Origin of the sequence: Rubrivivax soli, from assembly GCF_049810355.1 — a bacterium.
GTDB lineage: Bacteria > Pseudomonadota > Gammaproteobacteria > Burkholderiales > Burkholderiaceae_C > Rubrivivax.
This window is the reverse complement of sequence record NZ_CP187368.1, coordinates 1,788,834-1,810,847: the sequence shown is the minus strand read 5'-3', so window position 1 is coordinate 1,810,847 and position 22,014 is coordinate 1,788,834. Positions and strand designations below refer to the sequence as shown.

At 73.1% G+C, this 22,014-nt stretch carries 21 protein-coding genes; 4 read left to right on the top strand and 17 right to left on the bottom strand.

The window, feature by feature from the left end; translation table 11 throughout:
• Nucleotides 1–4 precede the first annotated feature (4 nt).
• The 4 genes from ACPOLB_RS08255 to ACPOLB_RS08240 all read right to left on the bottom strand — a co-directional run bounded on the left by ACPOLB_RS08255 (nucleotide 5) and on the right by ACPOLB_RS08240 (nucleotide 5,094).
• Nucleotides 5–754 carry a PEP-CTERM sorting domain-containing protein gene (locus ACPOLB_RS08255; protein ID WP_425260842.1) on the bottom strand — a complete coding sequence of 250 codons (750 nt, stop codon included), beginning with the start codon at nucleotides 752–754 and terminating at the stop codon, nucleotides 5–7.
• Between the two features lie 302 nt (nucleotides 755–1,056).
• A complete protein-coding gene (locus tag ACPOLB_RS08250; RefSeq protein ID WP_425260841.1) occupies nucleotides 1,057–3,006 on the bottom strand; it encodes a caspase family protein in 1,950 nt (649 codons plus the stop codon).
• Between the two features lie 40 nt (nucleotides 3,007–3,046).
• Nucleotides 3,047–3,817 carry a LytR/AlgR family response regulator transcription factor gene (locus ACPOLB_RS08245; protein ID WP_425260840.1) on the bottom strand — a complete coding sequence of 257 codons (771 nt, stop codon included), beginning with the start codon at nucleotides 3,815–3,817 and terminating at the stop codon, nucleotides 3,047–3,049.
• Nucleotides 3,814–5,094 carry a sensor histidine kinase gene (locus ACPOLB_RS08240; protein ID WP_425260839.1) on the bottom strand — a complete coding sequence of 427 codons (1,281 nt, stop codon included), beginning with the start codon at nucleotides 5,092–5,094 and terminating at the stop codon, nucleotides 3,814–3,816. Before ACPOLB_RS08240 ends, ACPOLB_RS08245 begins: the two co-directional genes overlap by 4 nt.
• A 150-nt stretch (nucleotides 5,095–5,244) precedes the next feature.
• On the opposite strand from ACPOLB_RS08240, the gene ACPOLB_RS08235 reads away from it, so the two are divergent.
• Nucleotides 5,245–6,267, top strand: a complete 1,023-nt coding sequence (locus ACPOLB_RS08235) for a methionine synthase (RefSeq protein WP_425260838.1) — start codon at nucleotides 5,245–5,247, stop codon at nucleotides 6,265–6,267.
• Nucleotides 6,268–6,306: 39 nt separating this feature from the next.
• Here the strand turns inward: ACPOLB_RS08235 and ACPOLB_RS08230 are convergent, their stop codons facing one another.
• From ACPOLB_RS08230 to ACPOLB_RS08190, 9 genes are all read right to left on the bottom strand, one after another.
• Nucleotides 6,307–7,269: an NAD-dependent epimerase/dehydratase family protein gene (locus ACPOLB_RS08230; RefSeq protein ID WP_425260837.1), complete on the bottom strand. Its 963-nt coding sequence runs from the start codon at nucleotides 7,267–7,269 to the stop codon at nucleotides 6,307–6,309.
• A 52-nt stretch (nucleotides 7,270–7,321) separates the two neighbouring features.
• Entirely contained in the window at nucleotides 7,322–8,509 is a 1,188-nt protein-coding gene (locus tag ACPOLB_RS08225) for an OprO/OprP family phosphate-selective porin (protein WP_425260836.1), read from the bottom strand.
• A gap of 61 nt (nucleotides 8,510–8,570) precedes the next feature.
• Complete coding sequence (locus ACPOLB_RS08220) at nucleotides 8,571–9,533, bottom strand: esterase-like activity of phytase family protein (protein ID WP_425260835.1); 963 nt, start codon at nucleotides 9,531–9,533, stop codon at nucleotides 8,571–8,573.
• Nucleotides 9,523–9,774: a hypothetical protein gene (locus tag ACPOLB_RS08215; protein ID WP_425260833.1), complete on the bottom strand. Its 252-nt coding sequence runs from the start codon at nucleotides 9,772–9,774 to the stop codon at nucleotides 9,523–9,525. The genes ACPOLB_RS08220 and ACPOLB_RS08215 overlap by 11 nt, the downstream gene beginning before the upstream one ends.
• A complete protein-coding gene (locus tag ACPOLB_RS08210; protein WP_425260832.1) occupies nucleotides 9,764–10,600 on the bottom strand; it encodes a polyphosphate polymerase domain-containing protein in 837 nt (278 codons plus the stop codon). Before ACPOLB_RS08210 ends, ACPOLB_RS08215 begins: the two co-directional genes overlap by 11 nt.
• A gap of 12 nt (nucleotides 10,601–10,612) precedes the next feature.
• Nucleotides 10,613–11,209, bottom strand: coding sequence for a DUF4956 domain-containing protein (locus ACPOLB_RS08205; RefSeq protein WP_425260831.1), 597 nt, complete (start codon nucleotides 11,207–11,209; stop codon nucleotides 10,613–10,615).
• Between the two features lie 127 nt (nucleotides 11,210–11,336).
• Nucleotides 11,337–12,194: a 3',5'-nucleoside bisphosphate phosphatase gene (locus tag ACPOLB_RS08200; protein ID WP_425260830.1), complete on the bottom strand. Its 858-nt coding sequence runs from the start codon at nucleotides 12,192–12,194 to the stop codon at nucleotides 11,337–11,339.
• Nucleotides 12,195–12,225: 31 nt separating this feature from the next.
• Complete coding sequence (locus ACPOLB_RS08195) at nucleotides 12,226–12,921, bottom strand: ABC transporter ATP-binding protein (protein ID WP_425260829.1); 696 nt, start codon at nucleotides 12,919–12,921, stop codon at nucleotides 12,226–12,228.
• On the bottom strand, nucleotides 12,914–14,170 hold the full coding sequence (locus ACPOLB_RS08190; protein ID WP_425260828.1) for a lipoprotein-releasing ABC transporter permease subunit: 1,257 nt from the start codon (nucleotides 14,168–14,170) through the stop codon (nucleotides 12,914–12,916). Before ACPOLB_RS08190 ends, ACPOLB_RS08195 begins: the two co-directional genes overlap by 8 nt.
• A gap of 88 nt (nucleotides 14,171–14,258) precedes the next feature.
• Between ACPOLB_RS08190 and ACPOLB_RS08185 the strand changes: the two genes are divergently transcribed.
• Both ACPOLB_RS08185 and recJ read left to right on the top strand, forming a co-directional pair.
• Nucleotides 14,259–15,206: a hypothetical protein gene (locus ACPOLB_RS08185; protein ID WP_425260827.1), complete on the top strand. Its 948-nt coding sequence runs from the start codon at nucleotides 14,259–14,261 to the stop codon at nucleotides 15,204–15,206.
• Nucleotides 15,203–16,954 (top strand): single-stranded-DNA-specific exonuclease RecJ, encoded by a 1,752-nt coding sequence (gene recJ, locus ACPOLB_RS08180; RefSeq protein ID WP_425260826.1) that lies wholly within the window; start codon nucleotides 15,203–15,205, stop codon nucleotides 16,952–16,954. Before ACPOLB_RS08185 ends, recJ begins: the two co-directional genes overlap by 4 nt.
• Nucleotides 16,955–16,970: 16 nt before the next feature.
• On the opposite strand, the gene ACPOLB_RS08175 is transcribed toward recJ, so the two are convergent.
• Nucleotides 16,971–17,735: a glucose 1-dehydrogenase gene (locus ACPOLB_RS08175; protein WP_425260825.1), complete on the bottom strand. Its 765-nt coding sequence runs from the start codon at nucleotides 17,733–17,735 to the stop codon at nucleotides 16,971–16,973.
• A 142-nt stretch (nucleotides 17,736–17,877) separates the two neighbouring features.
• On the opposite strand from ACPOLB_RS08175, the gene ACPOLB_RS08170 reads away from it, so the two are divergent.
• Nucleotides 17,878–18,951 (top strand): PQQ-dependent sugar dehydrogenase, encoded by a 1,074-nt coding sequence (locus tag ACPOLB_RS08170; protein WP_425260824.1) that lies wholly within the window; start codon nucleotides 17,878–17,880, stop codon nucleotides 18,949–18,951.
• A 27-nt stretch (nucleotides 18,952–18,978) separates the two neighbouring features.
• Here the strand turns inward: ACPOLB_RS08170 and ACPOLB_RS08165 are convergent, their stop codons facing one another.
• From ACPOLB_RS08165 to ACPOLB_RS08155, 3 genes are read right to left on the bottom strand one after another with little or no spacing between them, the layout of a single operon-like run.
• Nucleotides 18,979–20,010 carry a VWA domain-containing protein gene (locus ACPOLB_RS08165; protein ID WP_425260823.1) on the bottom strand — a complete coding sequence of 344 codons (1,032 nt, stop codon included), beginning with the start codon at nucleotides 20,008–20,010 and terminating at the stop codon, nucleotides 18,979–18,981.
• Nucleotides 20,007–20,993, bottom strand: a complete 987-nt coding sequence (locus ACPOLB_RS08160; protein ID WP_425260822.1) for a DUF58 domain-containing protein — start codon at nucleotides 20,991–20,993, stop codon at nucleotides 20,007–20,009. The genes ACPOLB_RS08165 and ACPOLB_RS08160 overlap by 4 nt, the downstream gene beginning before the upstream one ends.
• On the bottom strand, nucleotides 20,986–21,993 hold the full coding sequence (locus ACPOLB_RS08155) for an AAA family ATPase (protein ID WP_425260821.1): 1,008 nt from the start codon (nucleotides 21,991–21,993) through the stop codon (nucleotides 20,986–20,988). The genes ACPOLB_RS08160 and ACPOLB_RS08155 overlap by 8 nt, the downstream gene beginning before the upstream one ends.
• Between the last annotated feature and the right edge of the window lie 21 nt (nucleotides 21,994–22,014).

Genomic DNA, 22,014 nt, shown 5'->3' with positions numbered 1-22,014 from the left:
GGCCTCAGCGGCGGCGGCGCCGGGCGGCCAGCGCGGCCAGCGCCACGGCGGCCAGTGCCAGCGGCGCGCTGCCGGGCTCGGGCACGCCACGCGGCGTGGGCACCACGGGCTCGTCGGCCTCGGGCACGTAGGCGTCGTCCTCGATCCAGTCGCTGAAGGTGTAGGTGGGCTCGACCTGCGATTGCGACGTGATCGCGTTGCCGGTGCCGGCGCCGCCGGCGTTGTAGCTGTACAGGCGCGCACCCGGCACGCTGAACTCCAGCGCGAACGCGTCGGTGCCGTTGCCGGCCAGCAGGTCGTAGCTCAGCACGGCGAACGACCGCGAGGTGGCCAGCCCGCTCACGTCGCCGCCGGCGAAGCTGATGGACAGCAGTTCCTGCGTGAGGTCGGTGCCGGCCGCGGCGGGCGAGGCGTCCTCGGTGTAGGTGCCGACGTTCAGGATCTCGATCGTGGTCGACGGATCGGCCGTGTTGTAGAAGTGGATCTTCACGTCCTGCAGCAGCGCCCCGGCGCACAGCGCGTCGCTGGCCATCGTCAGCGTCGTCGTGCCGGTGCCCACCGCCGCGCGGCAGCTTTCGGGCACGTACAGCGCGCCGCTGGCCCGCCAGCCCAGGCCGGGATAGGCCGGGCCGTACACCGGGTCGGCCTTCACGACGACGTAGGCGGCCTGGGCGGACTGCAGCGGCAGCAGCGCCGCCAGGGCCATCCCGGCCAACCAGGGGGTGAAGGTGGATTTCTTGGACTTGTCGGTCAAGGCGGACTCCATCGCGGGTGAACGGTGGGGGGCATGCAAGAAACAAGCCGTATCCGTGGGAAAAGTGTCCCAACGGCGAGTGCCGTCAAGCCCGGCGCGGCTTGGGCCGGAGTGGGCCGTGCCGCGGTCTGTCCACCGCAGGGCCAGGTTGTAAGAGAAGGCGACAGTGCGCGCGATGCACTATTCACACCCCGCCAGCGCAGGGGGGCAGGTGCTGCGGACGCGGGCTCAGCCCTCGGCCGTGATATCGGCCTCGGGCCTTCGCCAGCCGTGCAAGGCCTTCCGGCCTTGCACGCGCGGGCTCAGCGCGGCGTGTCGGCCATGCGCACCGGCGACGCCAGCACGTCGAATGCCAGCAGTTCGTGGCGCACGCGGCGCTCCAGGCGGCCGTCGATGCGTTCGTCGAGATCCCAGGCCACCGGCAGCGGCAGGCCGGGCGCGAACCAGTAGCTCAGGCGCCACGTCACCAGGCCGCGGGCGCCGTTGTTGCGCTCGTAGGCGCCGTTGACGCTGACGTCCACGCGCACGGCGTCGAAGCTGCCGGCGCGCAGGGTCACGCGTTCGGTGCCGGCATGGCGCGCGCTGCCGCTGAAGTCGGTGCGTTGCGTGTTGCCCTGCGGGCCGCGGCCCGTGCGCAGGCCCGCGACATCGCGCTTGCTGCCGGCCGGCAGCGTCGCCAGCGCCGCCACGTCCAGCGCCGGCTCCCAGCGCACCCAGCTGCCCTGCCGGTTGCGGTTGTCGAACACGGTGTGGCCCGAGGCGTCGAGCTCGACGGACCCGTCGTTCACGCGCAGCCGGCCGTCGGGGTCGATGCCGTCGATGCGCCAGAACACCTCGCCGGTGTATTCGCCGCGCTGGCGGTCGAGCACGGCCCAGCGCCAGCGGTCGCCTTCGGTGAAGCCCTTGGCGCTGCGCCTGGGCGCGGCGGGGCGGCGGTCGGTGTCCTCGTCGCCCCAGCGCACGATCTCGGCGATGCGGCGGTTCGACTCGGCGATGGCCCGTTCATTGCGGCTGGACTCCTGCGGGTCGACCTCGGGCAGCGGGGCCGTGACGATCTCGGACGCGGTCTGCGCCGACGGCGTCGGCGCCGCGGCGGCCGGCGGCAGCGCGGCCAGCGTCGGCGCCAGCGCCGCCACCGGGGCGGCGGCCAGCGGCGCGGTGGTGGTCACCGCCAGCGCGCCGCTGCCGCCGGCCAGCAGCCCCGGCGCGGCGGCCAGCGTCGCCGTGCTCGGCTCGGGCAGCTTCGTCACCGCGGCCAGGCGCTGCGCGGCGCTGGCGGCATGGCGGCCGGCCGGGAAGCGGCGCAGGTAGGCGCCGATCTCGGCCGGCTGCGTGCTGTCCTTCACCGCGTCCCACAGCGCGTCGTCGAGCGCCGCCAGCGGGTCGGGCGGCGGTGCGGACACCACCGGGGCGGGCGGCACGAAGTAGAAGTCGCCCTCCAGCGAGGTGCTCTCCCAGGGCACCTGCGCGCCGCGCGACTCGCGGCGCACCGCGGCGCGCACCTGCTTGAAGACCTCTTCCACCTTCAGGCCGGGCTGCTGCAGCGCGCCCAGCAGGTGCTGCGTGTACAGGCCGTTGCTGCCGGTGCCGTCGCTGGCCACCGAGCCGGGCGCGGTCGAGAAGGCCACCATCGTGCCCACCGGCGCGTCCATCTGCGCCAGGCCCTGGCTGCTGCTGCGGAACGAGCGCGCGAACGGGTTGTTGCGGCAGGCGTCCAAGATCACCAGGTTCGTGCCGTTGCCGGCCGACTCCATCTTGTCCAGCACCGCCTGCGCGTCCAGCGCCTGGTAGGCGACCTCGTCCTCGCGCTCGATGTCGGCGCCCACCGGGATCAGGAAGTTGCGGCCCTTGATCTGCATGCCGTGGCCGGCGAAGTAGAACAAGCCGGCGCCGCCGTCCTTCAGCAGGTTGCCGAAGTCGCGCAGCGCCGCCAGCATCTCGCGCTGCGAGGCGTCGGTGCGCAGGATGACCTGGAAGCCCGCGGCCGCGAGCGTCTTCGCCATCGCCTGCGCGTCGTTCACCGGGTTCAGCAGCGGCGCGCTGGCATAGCGGTTGTTGCCGATGACCAGCGCCACACGGCGTACGCTGGCTGCGGCCGCCGGTGCCGGCGCCACGGTCAGCGTGCGCTGCGGGCCGGAGGCCGCCTGCGGCCGTGCCGGCGGGGCGGCGGCCAGCAGCGCCAGTGCCAGGGCGCACGACGAGGCGACGGGGGTCAGGCGGACGAACCGCGGGCGGACGAACGGCGGGCGCATCGCCGGATTATCGGCAGCGCCCGGCCGCGTCTTGAGGCCGCTACATCGGCTTGAAGCGCCAGCCGTAGGCCTGGCTCACCGCCAGCTTCTCGGCGTGCCCCTTCAGGTGCAGCGTGATGCGGCCCAGCTCGTCGCGCTGCGCCCGCGCGATGGCGGTGGCGCGCACGATGGCGCCGCGGTGCACCTGCCAGAAGGCCTCGGGGTCCAGGCCCTCGGCGATCTCCTTCAGCGGCTTGCGGATGTGCGCCTCGTCGGCCGCCGTGACCACGCGCGTGTACTTCTCGTCGCTCTGGAAGAACAGCACCTCGTCGATCGCGAACATCTTGATCGTGTCGCCCACGCTGGCGCTGATCCACCGCAGCGGCGCGCCGCTGCCGCGCGGCGCGATCTGCGCGCGCAGCCGCTCCACCAGCGCGTCGATGTCGGGCGCCGCGGTCTGCGCAGCCAGCCGCTCGCGCAGGCGCTCCACCGTGTGCGCCAGCCGCTCGCCCGACACCGGCTTGAGCAGGTAGTCCACCGCGCCGGCATCGAAGGCCTCGACAGCGTGGCTGTCGTAGGCGGTGGTGAAGACGGCGTGGCAGCGACCGCTGGCGGCGCGCGCCACGTCGAGCCCGCTCATGCCGGGCATGCGGATGTCGAGGAACGCGACGTCGGGCCGATGCGTGTCGATGGCCTCCACGGCGGCCGGCCCGTGTTCGCATTCGGCCACGATCTGCAGCGCCGGCCAGGCCGCGGCCAGCATGCGGCGCAGTTCGGCTCGCGGCAGGTCCTCATCGTCGGCCAGGATGGCGGTGAAGGTGGGCGAGGTCATGGCGGCAGCTCCAGCGGCACGGTGATGGTGGCGGCGACGCCGCCGTCGGGGCGCGCCTTCAGCGTCAGCGCGGCGCGGTCGCCGTACAGCTGCGCCAGGCGCTCGCGGATGTTGGACAGGCCCAGGCCGCTGCCCGCGGCCGAGACGCCGAAGCCGACACCGTCGTCGGCCACCGTCAGCGCCAGCCGGCCGTCGTCCAGCGCCTCGGCGCGCACGTCGATGCGTGCCGGGCCGATCTTCATCTCCACGCCGTGCTTGACGGCGTTCTCGGCCAGCGAGATCAGCATCAGCGGCGGGCAGTGCGCCGGCAGCAGCGCCGCGGGTGCCTCGACGCTGAACTGCAGCCGAGGCATGCGCGCGGCCATCAGGCCCAGGTAGGCGCGCACGGTCTCGAACTGCGCGCCCACGCTGGCCTGTGCCGAGCCGTCGCTGCGCAGCCGCGGGATCGCCGCGCGCAGGTAGTCGACCAGGCGGTCGATCATCTCGCTGGCCCGCGCCGGGTCGGTGGCGATGGCGCTGCGCACGCCGGCCAGCGTGTTGAACAGGAAGTGCGGCTCCACCTGCGCCGCCAGCACCGACAGCCGGAGCTCGGCTTCGCGCCGTTGCGCCTGCGCCTCGGCCAGCGCGCGCTCCCGCGCCAGCGCGGCCAGGCCGCTGCGCTCGCGGCGCCAGCCCAGCAGCCCCAGGCCGCCGGCCAGCAGGAAGCTCACCAGCGCCCGCGTGCCATGGTTGGCCACCTGCGTCGACGGGTCCGCCAGGGGGTCGTCGGGCGGCGCTGCCGACGCCGCGCGGTCGGGGCTGCGGATCGTCATGCCGATCGTCATGACGACGCGGCGGCGCTTGCCGTCGGCGTCGACCTGCCCGGTGCGCTCGGCGATGAACTGCTTGATCGGGTCGGCGCCCCAGGTCGTGAACGCCGCCACCGCCAGCACCGTGGCCAGCACGGCGCCCGCCAGCGCCCAGCCTTCGGCCGCCGGCGCCCAGCCGCGGCGGCGCACCCAGCGCCCGAGCAGCGGCCCGAGCCATGCCGGCAGCAGCATCGACAGCAGGATCTCCGCGGTGCCGCCCCAGGGGCGGTCGCCGGGGGCGTCGGCCATCGCCACGCCGGCCAGTAGCATCGCGGCCACCAGGGCCAGCACCGGGCCCACCAGGCGCCAGCGACCGCGCAGCCACGGCGTGCTGAAGACCGGGTAGCGGCGGTAGGCCGTGAACCAGCCGTGGTGGCGGCCGGTCAGGTCGGCCGGCAGCGGCGTGTCCAGCGGTGCGAGGTGGTGCATGGTGCGGCAGCCTAACCGCAGCACCGGCGCCACCGGTCGGGTTGCGACGAAGCCGCCCCTGACGCCGACGAAGGCGGTCCGCTGCCCGACAATCGCGCATTCCGTGTCCCGCTTCCCGTTGCATCCTTCCACCACCAAGAGACAACCACGATGTTCGACGCCACCATTGCCGGCAGCCTGCCCAAACCCGCCTGGCTTGCGGAAACAGAAAGACTCTGGCCGAAGTGGAAGGCCGAAGGGGCCGAACTGCAGCAGGCCAAGCTCGACGCCACGCTGCTGTGGATCAAGGCCCAGGAGGATGCGGGCCTGGACGTCATCGGCGACGGCGAGATGAGCCGGCAGCATTTCGTGCACGGCTTCCTGGAGCAGGTCGAGGGCATCGACTTCGCGCACAAGGTCGAGATGGGCATCCGCAACGACCGCTACAAGGCGATGGTGCCGCAGGTCGTGTCGGCGCTGAAGCTCCGGGGCCGCGTGCATGCGGCCGAGGCGCGCTTCCTGCGGGCGCACACGAAGAAGAAGATCAAGTTCACGCTGCCCGGGCCCATGACCATCGTCGACACCGTGGCCGACCGCTTCTACGGCGACCGCGTGAAGATGGCCTTCGCCTTCGCCGAACTGCTGAACCAGGAAGCACTGGCGCTGCAGGCCGACGGCGTGGACGTGGTGCAGTTCGACGAGCCGGCCTTCAACGTCTACATGGCCGAGGCCGCGGACTGGGGTGTGAAGGCACTGGAGCGGGCCGCGCAGGGCCTGACCTGCACGACCGCCGTGCACATCTGCTACGGCTACGGCATCCAGGCCAACATCGACTGGAAGAAGACGCTGGGCGATGAATGGCGCCAGTACGAGCAGATCCTGCCGGCGCTGGCCGCCAGCAGCATCGACCAGGTCAGCCTGGAGTGCATCCACAGCCACGTGCCGCCGGACCTGATGGCGCTGCTCAAGGGCAAGGACGTGATGGTGGGCGTGATCGACGTCGCCAGCGAGCAGGTGGAGACGGCCGAGGAAGTGGCCGATACCATCGGCCGCGCACTGCAGTTCGTGCCGAAGGACCGCCTGCTGCCCTGCACCAACTGCGGCCTGGCGCCGATGTCGCGCGCCGTGGCCGAAGGCAAGCTGCGCGCGCTGGCCGCCGGCGCGGCGCTGGCGCGGCAGCGCTACGGGGGCTGAACGGCTGGGGCGTTGCCGGACAGGCGCCTGCTGCCGGCGTCACCCGGCAGCGTGGTAGCCCTTGCAGCCGATGGCCTGCGCCAGCGGGCTGCGGATGTCGCCCGTGGCCTGCAGCCGCGCCAGCACGGCGGCGAAGTCGGTGCGCGGCGTCCAGCCGAGCCGGGTGCGGGCGGCCAGGTTGTCGTAGACCCGTTCCAGCCCCGCCGGCAGCGTCCAGCCGTGCTGCGCGTAGACCGCCTCCCAGCCCGGCACGCGCCGGCGCAGCACGCCAGCGAGGTCGTGGCGCAGCGCGGCGGCATCCTCGCGCTGGAAGGGTGTCGTCGCACTGACGATGCAGCGGTCGAAGCCCAGGCGGGGCGCCGCGCGCAGCGCGACGCGGTGGACCTCGACCACGTCCTCGATGTCGACGCGCCGGTGCAGGAACTCGTTGGCCTGCAGGTTGGCGGTGCTGCGCGCCGCGCGCTCGGCGGGTTCGTCGTCGTCCTCCGGGAAGAAGCGCGAGGTGCGCAGCACGATGCACGGCAGGCCGGCCGTGCGGTGCAGTTCCTCGCACAGCGCTTCGGCCGCCAGCTTGGTGGCGCCGTAGACGTTCTTCGTGCGCGGCGTCAGGGTCTCGTCGACCCAGACGGCCGGCTGGTCGGGCGCCGGCCGCATCGCGTCGCCGAAGGTGCTGGTGGTGCTGGTGCAGACGAACGCCTGCACGCCGGCGTCGACGGCGGCCTCCAGCAGGCACAGCGTGCCGCTGACGTTGGTGTCGACGAAGTCCTGCCGGCTGCGCGTGGCCACGTGCGGCTTGTGCAGCGTCGCCGTGTGCAGCACGCCGCTGACGCCGGCCATGGCCGCGCGCACGAGCGCGCGGTCGCTGATGGAGCCGACGATGTCGGTCCACGGCGACGCCACGCGGTCCAGGCCGCGCACGGGTTCGCCGGCGGCGCGCAGCGTGCGCACCAGTGCTTCGCCCAGGTGGCCGGCGCTGCCGGTGACGAGGATGTGTGTGCCCATGCCGCAACTGTAGGGCGGGCGCCGGCCTGGCGCGCCACCGGCCGCTGCTGCGTCAGAACACCGCCTGCAACCGCGCGCTCAGGCCCAGGCCGCTGCGCTGGCTGGCGGCGTTGGCGTCGTCGGAGCGGCCGTGGTGCAGGTTCAGCAGCGCACGCCAGTGCTCGGTGGCCGTCCAGCCCACGCCCACGGTGTGCACGGTGGCGTCGCCGCCGTCCTGCACGCCCAGCCAGTCGATGCGGCCGAACACTTCCCAGGCGCCCCAGCGGGTGTCCAGCGGGCGCGCGCGGCCGAAGCGGGCGCGTTCTTCGTCGTGGCGGCGGGCTTCGCCGGTGATCGACCACGCCGCCTGCACGTAGGCTCCGCGTGCGGTGCGGGCCGCGACGCCGTTGCCCGCGCCCAGCCGACGCTGCAGCGCCTCGGCCTGCAGCAGCCAGCGGCCCTGCTGCCACGCGGCTTCCAGGCCGAACGCGGTGTCGCCGCGGTAGGCGTCGGGCAGTGCTGCGGCTTCGCCCAGCGTGCTGCGCCGGCCTTCCGGCTCTTCGCTGACGCCGCGCACGCCCAGGCGGGTGCGGATGCGGCCGTCGCCACGCCAGTCGGTGCTGCGCGCCGCCGACGCGCCCAGCTGCAGCACCGCGCCGCGGCCCACGGCGGGCAGCCACACGCCACGCGCCACCACGGCGCGGTGGTCGCGCTTGTCGTACAGGCCGGCGCTGCCGTGCCAGCGGCGCCCGTGGGCGTCGGCACGCAGCCCGACGCCGCCGTTGCTGTCGGCGACGTCGGGTGCCAGGTCCCACAGCGCCGAGCGCTCGGTGCCCAGGGTCCAGCTCGTGCTGGTGGCCTGGTCGAGCCCGAAGTCGGGGTCGATGCGGCCCAGCCGCAGCTGCAGCCCCTGCCGTGGCTCCCAGCCGACGAAGGCGCTGTCGAGCGTGATGTCGCCGTCGCTGTCGGCTTCGAGTTCGGCGGCGGCGCGCCACTGCGGGTGCCAGCGGACCGTGGTGCCGAGGTTGGCGCGGCGCAGGTAGAACGCGCTGGCGCCGGCGCCGGTGGCGGTGTAGACGCCGTCGAAGCGGGCGTGGTCGAGCTGGGCGCGGCCGTCGAGCTTCCAGTCCGGGCGCGGTGCCGTGGAGGTGGTCTGGGCCAGCAGCGGGCCCGCGGTGGAGGCCGCCAGCAAGGCCAGCGAGGACAGCCTGGACAGCGTGCGGTGGATGCCGCGGCAGCGGCGTTCTGGGTGGGGGTGCATGGTGGTCGTGGTGTGATGCAGGTCGGAGATGGTTGGGGCGCCCGTCGGGCGTGAAGCCGCTTCAGCGCCCGTGCAGGCGCAGCTGCAGCAGGCGGGTGGGGGTCGTGCCGGACGGCGCGTCGCTGACCAGCCAGCACACGCCGTCGTCCCGGCAGGCCAGGCCTTCGACGTTGTGCCGGCCATCAGCGGGCAGGCCGTGCAGCAGCACCGGCTCGGGCGTGCAGGGCGTGGCGTCGCCGCAGCGGTCCAGCGCCAGCCAGCGCAGCACCGGCCGCATGCCGCGCAGGCGTTCCAGCACCAGCAGGCCGGGCGTCGCGCCGCGCCACAGGCTTTCGATGGCCTTGAGCTGGCTGCCGGGCCCGGCCGGCGCGAAGCGCCAGCTGCGGCCCGAGGCCGCGTGCACGGCATGCCAGGCCCGGGCCGGCCCGTCGGCGGTGGGTGGGCCCGGCAGCGCGCGCTGCAGCCCCGCCAGCAGGCCGTGCACCGGGTCCCAGTCGAGCGCCTCGACTCCATGGGTCGATCGTTCGCGCGCGGCGTCCGCGGCCAGCGCGGCGGGCCAGTCGGCGCTGCCGGTGCGGCGGCCCTGGGCGTCCAGCGTCCAGGCCTGTGCGGCGGTCTCGCCGGCCACCCACAGCGTGCCGTGGTCGTCGCCGCCGGCGCTGTTGCCGCCGGCACGGCGCCAGGCCAGGGCCTCGGCGTTCAGTGCGGCGCTGCGGCCCGCCGCGTCCCGGATCGCGTGCGCTGCCACGGGCTGCAGGTGCAGCGGGCCGCCGCGGTCGTCCAGGCGCCAGCGGAACAGCACGCCGCGGTCGGACGCCGCCAGCAGCTCGCCGGCGTCGGCGTCCCAGGCCAGTGCCGACAGTTCGGCCGGTCTGTGCCCGTCGATGACCGCGGCCGGCACCGTGACGGCATGCTCGACCTGCGCGTGCAGCGGCGGGCGGGATTCGTCAGCGGCACCTGCGCCGGCCCCGCACAGCGCGGCGGCCAGGGCCGCAGCCCGCCCAGTGCGGAGATCAACGCGCACGGCCGTCCGCGCCTCGGCTCTCGCTGCGCAGCGTCTCGCAGGCCAGCTTGTGCAGGAACACCGGCAGGAAGGCGGTGACGCGCGCGTCGCTGAACTCCTGCGCCAGCAGTTCGGTCAGCAGCGCCTCGATGCGCGCGCGCGGCACGTTGCCCTGCAGGCTGTGCAGCACCTTGTCCGTGATGGGGCTCAGTTCCACGGCCGGCGTGGTGCCGCCGGCGCCGGGGCGCGGTTCACAGGCCATGGGCGGTCTCCAGCATGGGTTGCGTCGACGCCGGCAGCACGCCCAGCTTGCGCAGTGCGGGCCGGAAACGGTTGAAGCGCGGCACGGTGCCGGTGAGGCTCATGCCCACGCAGTACTTCGAGCACGCGTTGGTGGGATGCTGGCCGTGGCGTCGCAGCACGGCGTCGGCCAGGCCGCGGCCGAAGGCCGACTTGGTCTCGACGATGCAGACGCCGTCGTCGGTGCTGCGCTGCCGGTCGCTGCCGCCCGGCTGCAGCCCGCTGAACCGGATGCCGCTGTCGATGGTCATGCGCTCGCCACCGTCGCGCGCCACCAGCGTGATGCGCCGGTACTGCATCGTCAGCACCGGCTCCAGCGGGCGCTGGAACGGGCGCCCGTACAGCGTCTGGTGCGCCTGCTCGATGTGGCGCAGCGCATCGTCGTTCAGCGTGCCGAAGAGCGCCGGGTCGTAGGGCATGCGCTTCTTCACCGTGATGCCGCGCTTGTCCTTGAGCTTCACCTCCACGTAGCACAGCGCGGCCTCGACGTAGCGGCGCACGCGCACCTTCATGCGCTGGCGGCGGCCCTGGTGGTGGTCCAGATAGCTGCGGCGCTCGGCGTCGTCGAAGTAGCAGGTCTCGTAGGTGAAGCTGCGGCGGCCGTCGATCTCGAGCACGTCGAACAGGCCGGCCAGCTCGGTCGCGGCCGCGGCCAGCACCGGGGCCTGCAGCACGTACTTGTTGTCCAGGCGTTCGAGCATCGCGGCCTTGGCGTTCAGGGCCTGCAGGCTGACCGGCGCAAAGCGGTCGGTGAGCCCGTGGTCGTCACGGACAGGCATGTGGGTCATGGCGGCTCCTGCTCAGCGCTTGCGGTAGAAGACATGGATGCGCGCCATGTCGTTGATGTAGTCGAGCGCGGTGATCTGGTAGGACATCACGTCCACGCCCAGGCGCTGCGACAGGTCGGCGCGCATCACCGCGGGGTCCGACAGCGCGTGTGTCTCGATCTTGTCGAGCGTGATGCGGATGCCGTCCACGCTCTGCAGCACACGTGGGTGGTCCAGACCCCAGGCGCCCAGCACCACCAGCGTGGCCACCGCGGCCACGAAGGGCAGCGTCGTGCCCTGCACGGCGCAGATCACCGCGATCGCGACGCTGCCGAAGAAGTAGGTGATCTCGGTCTTGCCGATGGGCTCGGAGCGCAGCGTGAACATCGCCAGGATGGCGAACAGCCCGAAACCCGCCGCGAGGCCGAACTCCACGTGCGAGAGCACGCTGAGCACCGCGAAGATGAAGACGTTGAAGAGCGCTGCGGCGGTGACGAGCTCCTTGTCGCGGTAGCGCCGGTAGTACAGGCCGAAGACCAGCAGCAGCATGGCTGCCAGGTCGATGGCCAGCCGGGCCAGCAGGCCGGTGGCGTCCGCGGGCAGGGCCAGCGAGGGGAGCGAGGGAATCAAGAGGGCCTCCGTGCGTTTCGATGTGTGCTGCACGGATGCGCAGGTGTCATCGGAAATACACGGAACCGTCACAAATCGTGTGACACCCCCAGGACATGGGGACGGGACGGGGCCTGCGGCCCGGTCTTCAGGCGCGCTGGATGCGCGGCGCCAGCGCTTCCCACACCGGCGTCAGCCGGCCCGGCAGATCGGGCAGGGCGCCCAGCTCGGTGCGGCTCTCGCCCGGCGCGTGGAAGTCGCTGCCGCGGCTGGCGCACAGGCCGAACTCGAGCGCGGTGTCGCCGTACTGCAGCTGCTCGGGCGCGCTGTGGCTGCCGGTCATCACCTCGATGCCGCGGCCGCCGTGGGCGATGAACTCGGTGATCAGCGCGTACTCCACGGTGGGCGTGAAGCGGTAGCGCGCCGGGTGCGCGATGACGGCCATGCCGCCGGCGCCGGTGATCCAGCGCACGGCGTCGCCCAGCCGCGCCCACTGGTGCGGCACGTAACCCGGCTTGTTGTCGGTGAGGTAGCGGCGAAAGACCTCGTGCGTGTCGCTGCACACGCCGGTGTCGACCAGGAAGCGCGCGAAGTGCGTGCGCGAGATCAGGTCGGGGTTGCCCACGTAGCGCAGCGCACCCTCGAAGGCGCCGACGATGCCCACGCGCGCCAGCCCGTCGGCCATGGCCTGTGCGCGGGCGCGGCGGCCGCTGCGCACGCTGGCCAGGCCGCCCTGCAGCGCGGCGTCGTCGATGTCGACGCCCAGGCCGACGATGTGCACCGTCTCGCCGGCAAAGCTGACCGAGACCTCGGTGCCGCTGAGGTACCCCATGCCCAGCGCCAGCGCCGCGTCGCGGGCGCGGGCCTGGCCGCCGAGTTCGTCGTGGTCGGTCAGCGACCAGAGTTCGACGCCGCCGTCGGCAGCGCGCCGGGCCAGCGCCTCGGGTTCGAGCGTGCCGTCGGAGACGTTGGAATGCGAATGCAGGTCGGCGTTGAGAAGATGCACCTGCGGAATTCTACGGAGGCACCTTGCGCCGTCAGCGCCCCAGGGTCATCGTGCGGTCGCAGCGCGCGGCCAGCTGCTCGTCGTGCGTGACGACGATGAAGGCCGTGCCCTGCTCGCGGGCCAGCGCCAGCATCTGCGCGAACACGCCGTCGGCGGTGCCGCGGTCGAGGTTGCCGGTGGGCTCGTCGGCCAGCACGCAGGCCGGCTGCGTGACCAGCGCACGGGCGATCGCCACGCGCTGGCGTTCACCGCCCGAGAGCTGCGACGGGTGGTGGTGCACGCGCTCGCCCAGCCCCACGCCGGCCAGCACACGCTGCGCCGCCGCCCGGGCTTCGGCCACGCCCTGGCGGCGGATGCGCAGCGGCATGGCCACGTTGTCGAGTGCGCTGAACTCGGGCAGCAGGTGGTGGAACTGGTAGACGAAGCCCAGGTGCTGGTTGCGCCAGCGGCCCTGTTCGGCCGCGTGCATGCTGGCGAAATCGCGGCCCATCAGCGTGACGCGGCCCGAGGTCGGCGCGTCCAGCCCGCCCAGCAGGTGCAGCAGCGTGCTCTTGCCCGAGCCCGAGGCGCCCACCACCGCCAGTGTCTCGCCGCGCGCCACCTGCAGGCTCACGCCGCGCAGCACGGTCACGTCGAGCGGGCCTTCGTGGAAGCGCTTGTGCAGATCCACGGCCTCCAGCACCGGCCCGCCCGGGGCTGCCTGCTGCTTCGGCACCGGTTCACTCATAGCGCAGCGCCTCGGCCGGGTTGACGCGGCTGGCGCGCCAGCTCGGGTACAGCGTGGCCACGAAGGCCAGCACGAGCGAGATCACCACCACGGGCACGATGTCCGACGCCAGCGGCTCGCTGGGCATGCTGCTGATGACGTAGATGTTGCTGGGCAGGAAGGCCACGCCGAGCGCGCGTTCGATGGCCGGCACGATGACGTCGATGTTGAAGGCCACCAGCAGCCCCAGCGCCACGCCCGAGAGCGTGCCGATGATGCCGGCGGTGGCCCCCTGCACGATGAAGATGCCCATGATGCTGCGCGGGCTGGCGCCCAGCGTGCGCAGGATGGCGATGTCGGCGCGCTTGTCGGTCACGGTCATGACCAGCGTCGAGACCAGGTTGAACGCGGCCACTGCGACGATCAGCGTCAGGATGATGAACATCATGCGCTTCTCCACCTGCACCGCGTCGTACCAGCTGCGGTTGGTGCGGGTCCAGTCGCGCACGATGACGCCGCTGCCCAGCTGCTGCGCCAGCGCGCCGCCGACCTCGCGCGCCTGGTGCACGTCGGCCAGCCGCAGCTGCACGCCCACCGGGCCTTCGGCGCGGAACAGCCGCGCCGCGTCGTCCAGCGCCACCAGCGCCAGCGCGCTGTCGTATTCGTAGTGGCCGACCTCGAAGATGCCGCTCACCGTGAACTGCTTGAGCCGCGGCACCACGCCGGCCGGCGTGACCTGGCCGCCGGGCGCGGCGATCGTCACCTTGTCGCCCACGCGTGCGCCCAGCAGCCGCGCGAGCTCGGCGCCGAGCACCACGTTCCAGGCGCCGGGGGTCAGGCCGGCCAGCGTGGTGTCGCGGTACTGGCGCGCCAGGTCGGTGACGTTCGCTTCCTCGGCCGGCACGATGCCGCGCACGATGGCGCCGCGCAGCTCGTCGCCGCGGCCGATCAGCGTCTGCGCCGCGACGAAGGGCGCGGCGCCCACCACCTGCGGGTGCTGCCTGGCCTGCGCTGCCAGCTGCGTCCAGTCGGGCAGCGCCTGGCCGGCGGCCTCGAACAGCTCGATGTGCGCGATGACGCTGAGCATGCGGTCGCGCACCTCCTTCTGGAAGCCGTTCATCACGCTGAGCACGATGATCAGCGCCGCCACGCCGAGCGCGATGCCCAGCATCGAGACACCCGAGATGAAGGAGATGAAGGCGTTGCGCCGGCCGGCCCGGCCGGCGCGTGTGTAGCGCCAGCCGATGTGCCACTCGTAGGGAAGGTTCATGGGTGGCCGGCATGCTACCCGAGCGGCCCCGGCGGCCCCGGCGGCTTCAGGGCGATGCACCGCGGCACGGCCGGGATAATGCCCCACCATGCACCTGATCGTTCCCTTCGCCGGGCCGCTGTCCGAGCCCGGCCGCGCCGCGCTGCGCAGCCTGGTGCTGCCGCGCCTGGCGCAGCTGCTGGCGCAGCTGGGCACGCAGCAGCGCGACGACGGCGACGCGGGCAGCTTCACGCCCCCGCACGAACGTGCGCTGGCCCGCGCGCTGGGCTTCGCCGGCGGCGATGGCTGCCTGCCCTGGGCCGCCTGGCACGCCGCGGCCGACGGGCTGGTCCCCGACGACCTGGCCTGGGGCGAGATCACGCCGGCGCACTGGCACCTGGGTACCGACCAGGTCAGCCTGCTCGACCCCGACGCGCTGCTGCTCGACGAGGCCGGCGCGCGCGTGTTGTTCGACGCCGTGCAGGAGCTGTTCACCAGCGAGGGCTTCTCCTTCGTCTACGGCGCGCCCACGCGCTGGTACGCGGCGCACGAAGGGCTGGCGCAGCTGCGCACGGCGTCGCTCGACCGCGTCATCGGCCGCAACGTCGACCGCTGGCTGCAGGGCGACGCCGCCGACCTGCCGTCGCAGGCCTTCATGCGCCTGCTGCGCCGGCTGCAGAACGAGGTGCAGATGCTGCTGTACACGCACCCGCTGAACGATCGCCGCGCGGCGCAGGGGCTGCTGCCGGTGAACTCGTTCTGGATCAGCGGCTGCGGCGTGGCGCAGCCGGTCGCGGGCGCGCAACCGCAGGTCGATGCCCGGCTGCGCGCGCCGGCGCTGGCCGACGACTGGGCCGCCTGGGTGAAAGCCTGGGAAACGCTGGACGCCGGGCCGATCGCCGCCCTGGCCACCGCGCACGCCGCCGGGCAGCCGGTGCAGCTGACGCTGTGCGGCGAGCGCAGCGGCGTCACGCTCACCGCCGGGGCAGGCTGGTGGCAGCGGCTGCGCACGCGGCTGCAGCGGCCGTCGGCCCTGGCGCTGCTGGAGTCGCTGTGAACGAGCAGCCCGCCGACTTCGTGCTGCAGACGCGCGACGTGCCGCCGCGCGCCACCTTCGCGCTCGAGCAGGCAGGCGTGCACCCGCTGCTGGCGCGGCTGCTGGCCGCGCGCGGTGTGCGTGCCGCCGACGAGCTCGACGACGGCCTGGCGCGCCTGCTGCCGCCCACTGCGCTGAAGGGCGCGGTCGAGGCCGGCCGGCTGCTGGCCGACGCCATCGCGGCACGGCAGCGCATCTGCATCGTCGCCGACTACGACTGCGACGGCGCCACCGCCTGCGCCGTGGCGCTGCGCGGCCTGGTGCTGCTGGGTGCCGAGCGCGGCCGCGTCGGCTACGTGGTGCCCGACCGCGCCGTGCACGGCTACGGGCTCACGCCGGCCATCGTCGACCTGGCGCGTGAACGCGCACCCACCGGCCGGCCCGACCTGCTGGTGACGGTGGACAACGGCATCGCCAGCCTCGCCGGCGTGGCGCATGCGCGCGCCGCCGGCATGGCGGTGCTGGTCACCGACCACCACCTGCCCGCGGTGGAAGACGGCCGCACCGTGCTGCCGGCAGCCGACGTCATCGTCAACCCGAACCAGCCCGGCTGCAGCTTCGAGAGCAAGGCGCTGGCGGGCGTGGGCGTGATGTTCTACGTGCTGCTGGCCGCACGCGCCGAGCTGCGCGACCGCGGCGCCTTCGATGCGCAGCAGCAGCCGCGCCTGGACACGCTGCTGGACCTGGTGGCGCTGGGCACGGTGGCCGACGTGGTGAAGCTCGACGCCAACAACCGGCGGCTCGTGGCGCAGGGCCTGAAGCGCATCCGCAGCGGCCGCATGCAGCCGGGCGTGGCGGCGCTGTTCGCCGCCGCGCGGCGCGAGCCGGCACGGGCCGCGGCCTTCGACTTCGGTTTCGCGCTGGGGCCGCGCATCAACGCGGCCGGCCGGCTGGCCGACATGACATTGGGCATCGAGTGCCTGTGCACCGACGACCCCACGCGCGCGGCCGAACTGGCGGCGCAGCTGGACGCGATCAACCGCGAGCGGCGCGAGGTCGAGGCCGGCATGCGCGAGCGCGCCGAAGAGGCGCTGCAGCACCTGCAGCTCGACGGTGCGCCGCCGGCGGTGGCGCTGTTCGACGAAAGCTTCCACGAAGGCGTGGTCGGCATCGTCGCCGGCCGCGTGAAGGACCAGCTGCACCGGCCCACGTTCGCGTTCGCACGCGGCGCCGATGGGGCGCTGAAGGGCTCGGGCCGCTCCATCCCCGGCTTCCACCTGCGCGACGCGCTCGACCTGGTGGCCAAGCGCCACCCGGGGCTGCTGCTGCGCTTCGGCGGCCACGCGATGGCGGCGGGCTGCACGCTGGACGACCGCGCGGGCGATGCCTTCGCCACCTTCGCCGCCGCACTGCGCCAGGTGGCCGCCGAGTGGCTGGACGCGGCGACGCTGACACGCACGCTGCGCACCGACGGCCCGCTGGCGGTGGAATGGTTCAACGCCGAGACCGTGGCGCTGCTGGACGCGCAGGTCTGGGGCCAGGGCTTCGAGGCCCCGGTGTTCTGCGACGAGGTGCGGGTGCTGCAGCAGCGTCTGGTGGGCGAGAAGCACATGAAGCTGCGGCTGCAGCACGGCACCCGGCAGTGCGATGCGATCTGGTTCGGCCGCGACCAGCCGCTGCCCGACACGGTGCGTCTGGCCTACCGGCTGGACCTGAACGAGTGGAACGGCCAGCAGCGCGTGCAGATGGTGGTGCAGGCGGCGGCCTGAGCCGCCGCCGCCGAGCTCAGCGCGACAGGAAGCCGCCGTCCACCGGGTAGTACGCGCCGGTCACGAACGACGCCGCCGGGCTGCTGAGCCACAGCACCAGTGCGGCCACCTCCTCGGGCCGGCCCAGGCGGCCGATCGGGTGCAGGGCCACCAGCGCGGCGTTCGTGGCCGGGTCGGCCTCCATGCCGGCGATCATCGGCGTGTGGATGAAGGCCGGCCCCACCGCGTTGATGCGCACGCCCTGCGCGCCGTACTCCTGCGCCGCGGCCTTCGTCAGCCCGAGCACCCCGTGCTTGGCCGCGGAGTAGGCCGGGGCATTGGCGAAGCCCACGGCGCCCAGGATGCTGGCCATGTTGACGATGGCGCCGCCGCCCGATCCCGCGCGTGTGTTCGCCAGCATGTGCGGGAGCTGCGCCTTCATGCAGAAGAAGACGCCGCTCAGGTTGACGGCGATGACCTGGTTCCAGGCCTCCACCGTGTAGTCGGCGGTGGGCGCCAGGTCGCCGCCGATGCCGGCGTTGTTGCAGGCGATGTCGAGGCGGCCGAAGCGCTGCACGGCAGCGGCGGCCAGCGCGGCGCAGTCGGACGGGTTGGCCACGTCGGCGGCGAAGAAGCTGGCCTGGCCGCCGGCGGCGCGCACCAGCGCCACCGTCTCTTCGCCACCGTCCACGGCGACGTCGGAGACCACCACCGCGGCGCCGGCGCCCGCATAGGCCAGCGCGACGGCGCGGCCGATGCCCGACGCCGCGCCGGTGACGATCGCAACCTTGTCCTGGAGCATGGCAACCTCTGCTGGTGTGGGAGAAGGCCGCATCACACCACGCGCTGCACCGGTCCTGCCTTGACGTCGATCATCCGCACGCCAGCCGCGGGCATCGCGGCGGCCGTGGCCGGGCCGCGGCGGGTGCGGCACCATGCGCGCCATGAAGACATCGCTCCGCCTGCTCGCGCTGGCCGCCGCCTGCGCCGCCGCGCTCGCCGCCGCGCCGGCGACCGCCAACACCCTGCGCACCGTCGAGGTCGCCAAGGGCCTCGACAACCCCTGGGCGCTGGCCTTCCTGCCCGACGGCCGCATGCTCGTCACCGAGAAGCCCGGCCGGCTGCGCGTGATCGGTCCCGACGGGCGCCCTGGCGCGCCCATCACCGGCCTGCCGCCGATCGCCGCCGGCGGCCAGTGCGGCCTGCTCGACGTGGTGCCCGACCCGCAGTTCGCGCAGAACCAGCTCCTGTACTGGACCTTCGCCGAGCCCGGCGCCGGCGGCAACAGCACGGCGGTGGCGCGCGGCAAGCTGGTGGGCAACGCGCTCACCGAGGTGCGCACGCTGTTCAGCCAGCAGCCCAAGGTGGACAGCCAGCACCACTGCGGTTCGCGCATCGTGTTCCGCCGCGACGGCACGCTGCTGGTGGGCCTGGGCGACCGTTTCTCGCGCAAGGACGACGCGCAGAACCCGGCCAACCACCTGGGCAAGGTGGTGGCATTCGACCGCGACGGCGGCAAGGCCGCGGTGTGGAGCCTGGGCCACCGCAACATCCAGGGCGCGGCGCTGCACCCGGAGACCGGCGCGCTGTGGGCCATCGAACACGGGCCGCAGGGCGGCGACGAGGTCAACGTGGTCGCGCAGGGCCGCAATTATGGCTGGCCGCTGCTGACCTACGGCCGCAACTACGGCCTGGGCACGCGCATCGGTGAAGAGGGACCCAAGCCTGGCTTCGAGCAGCCGCTGCACGTGTGGGTGCCGTCCATCGCCCCCAGCGGCATGGCCTTCCTGACCAGCGACCGCTACCCCGGCTGGCAGGGCCAGTTGTTCGTCGGCGCCCTGCGCGGCCGCACGCTGGTGCGGCTGCAGCTGGAAGGCACGAAGGTGGTCACCGAGGAACGCCTGCTGCTGAACCTGGCCGAACGCATCCGCGACGTGCGCCAGGGCCCCGACGGCTGGCTCTACCTCGTCACCGACGGCAGCAACGCCCGCGTCCTGCGCGTCGAGACGACCCGCTGAGCTGACTGGCGCAGCCGCATCGGGTGGCTACGCCACCCGGCCGAACCACCAGAGTGACAGCCCCGCGGCCGCGAGCGCCAGCACCGCGCCCAGCGCCGCGAACAGCGCGCTGATCTCGGTCTCCTTGCGCTCGACCACCATGCGCGAGCTGAGGTTCTGGTAGACCTTCTTCAGGTCGTCGGCGGTGCCGGCGTAGAAGTACTCGCCCTGTGTCAGCACGGCCACGTTCTTCAGCGTGGCCTCGTCGAGCCGCACGCGCATGCTCCAGCCTTCGAAGCCGATGATCTCGCCGTTGGTCGTGCCGACGCCCACGGTGTAGACGCGGATGCCGCGGTCGGCGGCCATCTTCGCGGCATCGATGGGGTCGGGGCCGGTGGTGCGCTGGCCGTCGGTCAGCATGATGATCGCAGCCGAGTTGTAGCTGCCCGCGGGCACCGGCTGGAAGTCGTCCTTCTTGTCCTTGTCGCCCAGCATCCTGGGCATGCTGCGCTGGCCGGTGATGTGCGAGATCTCGATGCCGGCGTCGGGAAACAGCGTCGCCAGGCTGAGCACGATGCCGCTGCCGGTGGCCGTGCCGCGCTGCAGCTGGAAGCGGTCGATCGCGGCCAGGATGTCGTCGCGGCTGGTCGTGGGTGCCTGCACCACCGCGGCGGTGCCGGCGAACGACACCACGCCCACCTTCACCTCGCGCGGCAGGTCGGCGATAAAGGCCTTGGCCGCTTCCTGGCTGGCCACCAGGCGGTTGGGCTTGACGTCTTCGGCGCGCATGCTGCCCGACACGTCCATGGCCAGGATGATGGTGCGCTCCGACAGCGGCAGCGTGATCGTCGCCGTGGGCCGCGCCGTGGCCACCAGCAGCGCAGCCAGCGCGAGCAGCATCACCAGTGGCGGCACGTGGCGGCGCCAGCCCGGGCCTTTGCCGACGGCCAGCTTCGCGATGGCGATGCTGGCCAGCCGCACCGGGGCCTTGCGGCGCCGGCGCAGGATCCACAGGTACAGCAGCACCAGCAGAGGCAGCAGCGCCAGCAGGAACAGGTTGTTGGGCCACAAAAAGCTCATGCCGCGACCTCCGCGCGTGCTTGCAGGTGGGCAGGAAAACGCAGCGGCGTCTTCAGGCGCGCGCGCTGGCGCCGCAGGTCGGCAAAGCGCAGCAGCGCGTCGAGCAGGTCGTCGTCGGTGGCGAGTTCCAGTGTGTCGGCACCCGAGCGCCCGAAAGCCTCGCGCAGCGCAGCCTCCTGGGCCTCGGCCAGCGCTGCATAGCGTGCGCGGAAGTCCGGGTCGGCGGCGTCCACCAGCAGCTGTTCGCCGGTCTCGGCGTCTTCCACGGTCACCAGGCCGACGTCGGGCAGCGCCATCTCGGCGGGGTCGAACAGCCGCACCGCGATCACCTCGTGGCGCTGCGCCAGCCGCGACAGGGCCTCCTCCCAGCCCGGCGCGCTGATGAAATCGGACACCACGAACACCAGCGATCGCCGCTTGATGACGCCGGCCGCCTGCCGCAGCAGGCTGGCCAGCGCGGTGCCGGCGCCGACCTGCTCGGGCGGGCGGCGCATGCGCTGCAGCAGGTTCAGCACGTGCAGGCGCGAGGCGCCCGGCGGCAGCACGAAGTCGACGTCGTGGCCGTAGAACACCGCCCCGACGCGGTTGCCGTGGCGCGTGATCACACGCGCCAGCGCAGCGACGAAGCCGGTGCTGACGGCGCGCTTGGTGGTCTCGCCCGAGCCGAAGTCGACGCTGCCCGACAGGTCGAGCAGGAACCAGGCGGTGAGGTCGCGGTCTTCGACGAACTGGCGCACGTAGGGTGTCTGCAGACGGGCAGTGACGTTCCAGTCGATGTGGCGCACGTCGTCGTGGTGCTGGTATTCACGCAGGTCGGCGAGGTCGATGCCGGTGCCGCGCAGCACGGTGCGGTAGTCGCCCTGCAGCAGGCCGTCGAGGCGGCGGATCACGGTCCACTCCAGCCGGCGCAGCAGGTGGTCGGCGGTTTCGGTGGTGGCGGGTGCCGCGGAGGCCACTGCCGCCGATCCCGTTGCCTCAGCCATGCGCGGCGGCCTCCTCGAACTTCGCATGCGCCAGCGGCTTGTCGGGCGCGGGCACCTTCTTCAGCACGCGCTGCACCAGCGCATCGGCGCTCACGCCCTCGGCCAGCGCCTCGTAGCTGAGCACGACGCGGTGGCGCATCACGTCGGCCACCAGGTCGGTCACGTCCTCGGGCAGCGCGTAGCGGCGGCCGCGCAGCATGGCCAGCGCCTTGGCGCCTTCGATCATGCCGATGGTGGCGCGCGGGCTGGCGCCGTAGGTGAAGAACCTGGCGGCATCGGCGAGGTCGTACTTGGCCGGGTTGCGCGTGGCCCCGACGATCCGCACCGCGTACTGGATCAGCGCCGGGTCCACGTAGACGCCGCGGCACGCGCGCTGCAGCGCCGCGAGCTGGAAGGTGTCGGCCACGCCGTTGACCTCGACGGCCGGGCCGGTGACGCGCTGCGCGATGACGAACTCTTCTTCCTCGGTCGGGTAGTCCACCAGCACCTTCATCATGAAGCGGTCGACCTGCGCCTCGGGCAGCGGGTAGGTGCCTTCGGTCTCGATCGGGTTCTGCGTCGCCATCACGACGAAGGGGTCGGGCACCTTGTGCGTCTCGCCGGCGATCGTGACCTGGCGCTCCTGCATCACCTCGAGCAGCGCGCTCTGCACCTTGGCCGGGGCGCGGTTGATCTCGTCGGCCAGCAGCAGGTTGGCGAAAACCGGCCCCAGGCTGGTGCCGAACTCGCCGGTCTTCTGGTTGTAGATGCGCGTGCCGACCAGGTCGGACGGCACCAGGTCGGGCGTGAACTGGATGCGCTTGAAGCTGCCGCGCACGGCGCGCGCGAGTGTCTTCACGGTCAGCGTCTTGGCCAGGCCGGGCACGCCTTCGACCAGCAGGTGGCCCTGCGCGAGCAGCGCGACCAGCACGCGCTCGAGGAAGCGGTCCTGCCCGACGACGACGCGCTTGACTTCGTAGAGCACCTGCTCCATCAGGGTGGCGGTGTTGTCGTCGCTCATGGGTGTGTGGGGGTGCGTGGG

Coding starts and splice junctions, on each gene's coding strand:
- ACPOLB_RS08250 (WP_425260841.1), bottom strand. CDS start 3,006: ATGCGCCCGCCGTTCGTCCGCCCGCGGTTCGTCCGCCTGACCCCCGTC.
- ACPOLB_RS08245 (WP_425260840.1), bottom strand. CDS start 3,817: ATGACCTCGCCCACCTTCACCGCCATCCTGGCCGACGATGAGGACCTG.
- ACPOLB_RS08240 (WP_425260839.1), bottom strand. CDS start 5,094: ATGCACCACCTCGCACCGCTGGACACGCCGCTGCCGGCCGACCTGACC.
- ACPOLB_RS08235 (WP_425260838.1), top strand. CDS start 5,245: ATGTTCGACGCCACCATTGCCGGCAGCCTGCCCAAACCCGCCTGGCTT.
- ACPOLB_RS08230 (WP_425260837.1), bottom strand. CDS start 7,269: ATGGGCACACACATCCTCGTCACCGGCAGCGCCGGCCACCTGGGCGAA.
- ACPOLB_RS08225 (WP_425260836.1), bottom strand. CDS start 8,509: ATGCACCCCCACCCAGAACGCCGCTGCCGCGGCATCCACCGCACGCTG.
- ACPOLB_RS08215 (WP_425260833.1), bottom strand. CDS start 9,774: ATGGCCTGTGAACCGCGCCCCGGCGCCGGCGGCACCACGCCGGCCGTG.
- ACPOLB_RS08210 (WP_425260832.1), bottom strand. CDS start 10,600: ATGACCCACATGCCTGTCCGTGACGACCACGGGCTCACCGACCGCTTT.
- ACPOLB_RS08195 (WP_425260829.1), bottom strand. CDS start 12,921: ATGAGTGAACCGGTGCCGAAGCAGCAGGCAGCCCCGGGCGGGCCGGTG.
- ACPOLB_RS08190 (WP_425260828.1), bottom strand. CDS start 14,170: ATGAACCTTCCCTACGAGTGGCACATCGGCTGGCGCTACACACGCGCC.
- ACPOLB_RS08185 (WP_425260827.1), top strand. CDS start 14,259: ATGCACCTGATCGTTCCCTTCGCCGGGCCGCTGTCCGAGCCCGGCCGC.
- ACPOLB_RS08175 (WP_425260825.1), bottom strand. CDS start 17,735: ATGCTCCAGGACAAGGTTGCGATCGTCACCGGCGCGGCGTCGGGCATC.
- ACPOLB_RS08170 (WP_425260824.1), top strand. CDS start 17,878: ATGAAGACATCGCTCCGCCTGCTCGCGCTGGCCGCCGCCTGCGCCGCC.
- ACPOLB_RS08165 (WP_425260823.1), bottom strand. CDS start 20,010: ATGAGCTTTTTGTGGCCCAACAACCTGTTCCTGCTGGCGCTGCTGCCT.
- ACPOLB_RS08160 (WP_425260822.1), bottom strand. CDS start 20,993: ATGGCTGAGGCAACGGGATCGGCGGCAGTGGCCTCCGCGGCACCCGCC.
- ACPOLB_RS08155 (WP_425260821.1), bottom strand. CDS start 21,993: ATGAGCGACGACAACACCGCCACCCTGATGGAGCAGGTGCTCTACGAA.